Annotated in this window: 5 protein-coding genes; all 5 read left to right on the forward strand. The window is 47.2% G+C overall.

Annotated elements, in window-relative coordinates:
- The first annotated feature begins 405 nt into the window (after nt 1–405).
- The 5 genes from MJ769_RS12815 (at nt 406) to MJ769_RS12835 (ending at nt 7,081) form a co-directional block, all read left to right on the forward strand.
- Nucleotides 406–3,543 (forward strand): molybdopterin-dependent oxidoreductase, encoded by a 3,138-nt coding sequence (locus MJ769_RS12815; RefSeq protein WP_239237534.1) that lies wholly within the window; start codon nt 406–408, stop codon nt 3,541–3,543.
- Between the two features lie 83 nt (nt 3,544–3,626).
- Nucleotides 3,627–4,784: a 4Fe-4S dicluster domain-containing protein gene (locus tag MJ769_RS12820; RefSeq protein ID WP_239237535.1), complete on the forward strand. Its 1,158-nt coding sequence runs from the start codon at nt 3,627–3,629 to the stop codon at nt 4,782–4,784.
- Nucleotides 4,785–4,791: 7 nt separating this feature from the next.
- Complete coding sequence (locus MJ769_RS12825; RefSeq protein ID WP_239237536.1) at nt 4,792–5,928, forward strand: ethylbenzene dehydrogenase-related protein; 1,137 nt, start codon at nt 4,792–4,794, stop codon at nt 5,926–5,928.
- Nucleotides 5,929–5,995: 67 nt separating this feature from the next.
- Entirely contained in the window at nt 5,996–6,736 is a 741-nt protein-coding gene (locus MJ769_RS12830; RefSeq protein ID WP_239237537.1) for a TorD/DmsD family molecular chaperone, read from the forward strand.
- A 135-nt stretch (nt 6,737–6,871) separates the two neighbouring features.
- Nucleotides 6,872–7,081 (forward strand): hypothetical protein, encoded by a 210-nt coding sequence (locus MJ769_RS12835; protein WP_239237538.1) that lies wholly within the window; start codon nt 6,872–6,874, stop codon nt 7,079–7,081.
- The last annotated feature ends 43 nt before the right edge of the window (nt 7,082–7,124 follow it).

Raw genomic sequence — 7,124 nt, forward strand, 5'->3', positions numbered from 1 at the left:
TAATTTAATTTAAATTAACATAGGGGTGACTAAATGATGGAAATTAAGAATAACATTGGCAGGCGCAGCTTTCTAAAGCTGTCCGCCACCGCTGGACTAGCTGTCATGGCCAATAACGCCTTTGCAGCTTCACCATTTCTGAAGCCGTATGTAGTTGACAATCCTCTAAAGTCTTACCCGAATAGAGACTGGGAGAAGGTTTACAGGGACATGTTCCATGTTGACAGCGAGTTTATATTCCTTTGTGCGCCAAACGATACTCACAACTGCCTACTAAAAGCCCACGTAAAGAATGACGTTGTAATCCGCATCTCGCCGTCATACGGCTACGGAGATGCCGAAGATATGGATGGAAACCGTTCTAGTCACAGATGGGAGCCACGGATCTGTAACAAGGGTATGGTAATGAACAGGAAGGCCTATTCAGACAGAAGGCCAAAAGGTGCAATGGTTAGAACTGGCTTCAAGGCATGGGCAGATGCAGGATACCCGCGTACTGGAGCAAACGGCTTCCCAGATCAAAAATATCTGCAACGCGGAAAAGAGCCATTCATCAAGTTGCCATGGACAGAAGCTTACGCATTGGCGGCGGGCGCGCTGGAGAACATCGCCAGGACTTATTCCGGTGACAGTGGCGCAGCGTTGCTTACTAGGCAAGGCTATGACCCTGAAATGATTGCGTCCATGCACGGATGCGGTTGTAAGACCATGAAATTCCGGGCTGGTATGGCCGCGCTTGGCGTTTTAAGAATCTATTCGTTAAAGCGGTTCTCACAAGGGCTGGCTCTTCTGGACGCCCACGTAAGACAAATTGGGCCGGATGAAGCGAGTGGCGGAAAAGTGTTCGACAGCTATTCCTGGCATACCGATCTGGCGCCTGGATGTCCTATGGTTTCAGGTCACCAAATGCTGGATTATGAGTTCATGGTATATGAGCATGCCAAGCTGATTGTATTCTGGGGTAACAACTTCGTTTGTACCAAGATGCCAGATCTTCATTGGGTGAGTGAGTCCAGGCTTAAAGGCTGCCATATTGTCGACATCTCCATCGATTACCACGCGAATTCCAACAAGGCAGATGATGTCATTATTCTGCGTCCTGGTACTGACCCCGCGCTTGGTCTTGGCGTGTGTCATCACCTGATCAAGAACAATCACTATGACGAGCATTATCTGAAAGCGAATACAGATATGCCTCTGTTGATCAGAACAGATAACTGGAAAAACCTGAAGGCATCGGACATTATTGCGGACTACAAGCTTGCCGATCTTACCCACCATCTAAAGGTGATGAAGCCAGGTGAGAAGCCAACGCAACCAGTGGCCTTCCAAGCGACGGCTTTCGTTGCAGAAGACGTCCGTAAATTCTGGGGCGACAATGTAGTATGGGATAAAAAGACAAACAAAGCCGTTCCGTTGACACGGGATGAGTGCGGCGCGCGCTATGCTGCAAAGGGCGTTGACTCAGCATTGACTGGCGATTATGAAGTTACCTTGGTTGATGGGAAGAAGATTAAGGTTACGACTGCATTCCAGCTGCACAAAGAATACTTGGAAGAATTTACACCAGAAAACACATCGATCATGACTGGCGTTCCAGTTGAAGCGATTGTTGACCTTGCCAACCTGTTCCACAAGCACCGTGGGCAAGGCATCATCAGTACTGGCGCGGGAACCAATCACTACTTCAATTCAACCCTGAAGGATAGGGGCTTCATGCTGTTATCGGCACTGACCGATAACGTTGGTCATATTGGAGGATGTACCTTCGGTAACTATGTAGGTAACTACAGACAGTCAGTCTTTGGTGGGTTTGGTCAATATCTTGCGGAAGATCCGTTCAATCCTGAGCTGGATGGTCGCAAGATGGTCACCAAATTGGCTCACTATACGGATGACGAATCTGCCCATTACTACAACTATGGTGATCGTCCGTTAAGGAATGGAACGCGGTTGCTGACTGACCCTGGGCACATGCCATCGCCTACCAAAGTACTGTGGCAGGCTAACTCCAACTCCTCACTGGGAAATGCCAAAGGTCACTATGACCTGGTCATCAATACGCTCCCAAGATGGGAAGCGATATTTTACAGCGACTGGAACTGGACTGCTTCTTGTGAATATTCCGACATCGTTTGGGGTGTGGATTCCTGGTTAGAAAACAAGCATACCGACATGGCTTGCTCTTGCTCTAACCCATTCCTGACTGTTTCCCCTATTACCCCATTGAGGAGATTCCAGGATACCGTTGGGGATGCTGAAGTTCCAGCCGGAATCTTTAGAGCATTTACAGCGCTTACTGGCGATCAAAGGTTTGCCGACTTCTTCAAGTTTGTTGGGACAAATCCAGCAGGTAATCCGTCAGACAGGGATTCCGAGGTTTACGGGCAACGGGTACTCAACGGTGGATCTGCCACCAGAGGGATGGTTTTTGCTGAGATCAGAGAAAAAGCTAAACGGGGTATTCCGACCATCTTTATGGCCAGAACTTACCCAAGGATTAGTGGTTGGGAGCAAACAGCCGAAGGTGGCGGTATACCTTGGTACACCAAGAGCGGCCGGTTGGAATTTTACATGGATGACCCAAGGTTGATCGATGGTGGTGAAAATCTCACCGTGTATCGTACACCGATTGATTCAAGCCATTACGAGCCAAATGTCATCGTTGGTAACAGCCGTGCATTTGCATTGATGGAAACACCAGAGATGCGTGGTTTGGAAAGAATGGGGAACAGCCTTAAAATTGCCGAGAACAGAATGGGAAGAAACGTCATTCTGACAACAAAAGAGCTGATGGCAACTACCCATCCTCTTAGGCCGCACGGTTATGAGTTCTGCTTCAATTCACCCAAGTATCGGCACGGTGCCCATACAACACCAATTGATACGGACTTGATGACATTGTGGTGGGGGCCGTTTGGCGACATTTACCGTCATGACAAGAGGCAGCCGTCAGTTGGTGAAGGGTTCGTTGACGTTAATCCGCTCGACGCCAAGCGATTTGGTATAGATGAAGGCGATTACATCTGGGTTGATGCTGACCCGGCTGATCGGCCGCACAAAGGGTGGAAAGAAGGTACACCGGAATACGCACTCTCCAGGTTTATGGTTAGATGCAGATACTTCCCCGGTATGTCCCAAGGTTCCATGCGGATGTATTACAACGCCTATGCCGCCACATACGGCAGTATGGAAGGTGCGAGGACCAGGGCTGATGGCTTAGCCAAGAGCCCGAGGACTAACTATCAGGCGATGTTCAGGTCTGGAAACCATCAGAGCTGCACCCGGGCCTGGATCAATCCGACTAACACAACTGACACCGTAGCCAACAAGTTGGTCTTTGGGCAAGAAATTATTATTGGTCAGCAGAATGACGTTCACTGCGCCAATGGTGCACCAAAGGAATCGTATGTGAAGATTGAACTGGCTGAAAAAGGTGGTGTAAACGGTGGGGTTTGGCATATTGCCGCTAAAGGCTACCGGCCAACTTATGAAAGTCTTCAAATGAAGACTTATCTCCAGGGCGGGTTTGTAAGCAGATAATTACGTATTGCAGCCGCCGCCCTTAATGATAGGGCGGCGTTCTTGGAGTTGTGAAATAATTTTTTGTAAATTGGAGATATACAATGGCTAGAGTTAGAAATTGGCAACTAGGCAGGGAAATGGATTATCCCTATGAAGAAAACAGGCCAGGTCGGCAAGTATCGATGTTATTCGACTTGAATAAATGTATCGCCTGTCAGTCTTGTACGATGGCGTGCAAAACGACTTGGACGGCAGGTAAGGGCCAGGAAACCATATTCTGGAACAACGTCGAATCGAAGCCTTATGGTTTCTATCCGCTTGCCTGGGATGTGAAGGTTCTGGCCCTGCTGGGAGAGCAAGCGCAACCGTGGTCAGGCAACAAGTACAATGGGACGACGATCTTTGAGGATCTGGGCATGAACCAGCGGCTCAAGGGTTATCTGCCTGATGAAATGGACTATGCGCATCCGAACCTTGGTGAAGATGAATGTCTTAAGATCTTGGATGGTGAAGGCGATTATATTAAGGGTCCAACTCATAAAAACTGGGGTTTCTTCTTCCCACGGATTTGTAATCACTGCACATTCCCAGGCTGCTTGGCAGCTTGCCCAAGAAAGGCGATCTACAAGCGGCAAGAAGACGGTATCGTTTTGATTGACGCGTCCAGATGCAGAGGGTACAGAGAGTGCGTTGCTGCTTGTCCTTATAAGAAGTCGTTTTACAACGACACAACACGTACAAGTGATAAGTGCATATCATGCTATCCGAAAGTAGAGGCCGGGTTGATGACGCAATGTACGACTCAATGCATCGGAAAGATCCGTATCTTTGGTTTCAAGTCAGCTGATTATGACAAGATCACGAGCAAGCAAGTTCGTGAAAACAACCCGATCGATTTCCTGGTGCACGTTAGAAAGCTAGCACTGCCGATCTATCCACAGTTTGGTACTGAGCCGAGCAACATGTACATCCCACCGGTTCATGTTAACCCTGACTTCCTGACCCAAGTATTTGGTCCTGGCGTTGAGAACTCCATCAAGCAATATCGGAATGCTGGTAAGGACAAAGAGCTGTTGGCTGCTTTGTTGCTCTTTGGCGTTACCGAACGGATATGCGACACGTTCAAGCTTGAAGGTAATGAGACCGTTGGTTACGATCCACAAGGAAAAGAGATTGTCCGGGTTCCATTGACTGAGCCAGTTTATATCAGACAGGTCAAGAACTTGAAGACCGGCGCGTTTCTTACCAATAACTCATAAGGGGTGGATGATGAAAAAACTATTAATAGCCGCTTCAATTTTAATGATCCCTGTTGCTACTCCTGCCTTTGGGAGTGATGCTGCACACGGCGGTGCTGCACACGGCGGTGCACACGATTTGACGATTCCAATTTACCCTGCTGATAACCCTGGTACGTATGGGGGTCATGTGTACCATGGTTCCTTTAAACGGTTACCACCAGTTCGCTTGGATGGGGGCGAAACCTACAATGTTGGCGTCATCAAATCCATCGCAATAAAGGGAGAAATCCCGATGGATCCAGTGAACAGAACGTGGCATCAGGAAGATCCAGTAAGGGAAACCTCTTGGAATCAATACAACCAGAGCTGGTCACAAGCACCAGCCACGGTCTGGAGTGATGCTTCGGCCACTGAAGTTCCAATGGGTCCGCAGAACTTGGTGATGCCTGGTCTAGTCGTGGCTACCATACCGGTGGTCAAGGTTAAGTCTATTCATAACGACAAGGATATTGCCTTTTTGCTAACTTGGTATGATTCAACCAAGTCTGAAACAGAAACAATGGAAGATAAGTTTTCTGATGCAATCGCCCTGATGTTTCCAGTGAAAGCGGGATCTGAACCCTCATTCATGATGGGTGATGAAGACAATCCTGTTCACATTGTTTATTGGAAGGCTGCTTGGGAGAGAGATATCGAGTTTGGATATCAAGATGTAAGAGATGCTTATCCTAACTATAACTATGATATGTATCCTGAAGTTATCCCAGCAGTTGGTCAAACGATCGATACGCCTATTCGTCGTTATACCGAAGGCCAAAGACAGTATGTTGCTGCCCTTAAACTCAGAAATATCAGCAGAGTCGACCCTGAGCGGAAAACGCCGGCGGAAGAGTTAAATGCGGTTGGCTTCGGAACATTGACCAGGCAGGCCATTAATAATGCAACTGCCGAAGGCGTAAGAAGATTTGGCTACTGGTCAGTTGTCATTAAGCGTCCATTAAACTCTGGCGATGCTCAGGATTCAGTGCTTGTGCCTGGATCCAAGACCATGGTGGCTATCGCTGCTTGGGATGGCAAAAACAAAAATGATGGTGCTGGCGGAAACAGAGGGCCACGCAAGAACTATTCAAACGGAGGCTGGATACCGCTTGAGATTGAATAGTCGTAATTGATGTGCATTAGGGGGGCGGCGCTAAAACGCCGCCCCACTTTTTATTTAAGGGGATAGAATGTTAACGACAAAATCGGAAACAGAGTTGGCTCTCGCGAGGGCAGATGTTTACAGATTTTTATCAATGGCCTTTGTCTATCCAGACAAAGATAAGCTCGCAATACTGCACGAACTTGCATCCGATCTGGATAGTTCAATAAGCCTTCTTCCTTATGATATGAAGGAAGAGTTTCTGGCATTTATTAATCTTATCGAGACAGTCGACGTGACGGCGCTACAGCCAGATTTTACCGAAATGTTTTTAACCCGTATGTTTTGTCCTGCGACTGAAACAACCTACGGAAAAAACAGCTTCAATCAGCCGAATATTCTAGGCGATATCAGTGGATTTTATAAAGCATTTGGTTTTGTCATGAACGATGATGCAGGGCTTGCTTTTGATCAAATAATTGTTGAGCTTGAGTTTATGAGTTTTTTAGAATTAAAGATTGCATATGCCTTGGACCAAGCGATGGAAGAAAACATTGACATCTGCTTGTCTGCGGAAAGACGGTTTCTCGAGCAGCATATCGGGAAATGGACTGGCGTGTTCGGGGAAAATCTTGCAGCGAGAGCAAATGAAGCCTATTACAGAAACCTGGGCTTGTTGTTATCAAAATTCATGGGTTCGGAACTTAAGTTTTTCGGAATTGAAGTTGATAGCAGAATAAAAGAATTGCCAAAATCTGATTATGAGGGGCCTGTAGATTGTCCTCAACAGTCAGGCACAGAAATGGACGAACCTTTACCACTTCATTAAGTGGTTATGATTCATGCCATTTATATTGTTGTACATTAGTCGGGCGATCAATACTTATGCCGTGCGATAGATGCTTGGGCAGTCTGTACTGAACAACTGTATTTGTTGTCCGATCGCTGGATTAAGGAGCTATTCATGGATAATGGCAAAGTGATGGGCAGGCGACAATTCTTTAGCAGATTTTTCCCTGTTATTACGGAATCGATTGCTGAGAAAACGAAAGACGAGATAAAAATAGCGACCAGCTCCAATGGTACGGAGCAAACAGTTATTCTTGATAAGGCCGAAGCGGCAGAAGGCATCGAGGAAAATAACGTCAGGAAGTACCCATGGGTTGGTATGTGACCTCAGGGATGGCTATTGCAATAGCCCCTACTGAAAAGACACC

This window comes from Candidatus Nitrotoga sp. BS (assembly GCF_927797785.1).
Lineage (GTDB): Bacteria > Pseudomonadota > Gammaproteobacteria > Burkholderiales > Gallionellaceae > Nitrotoga.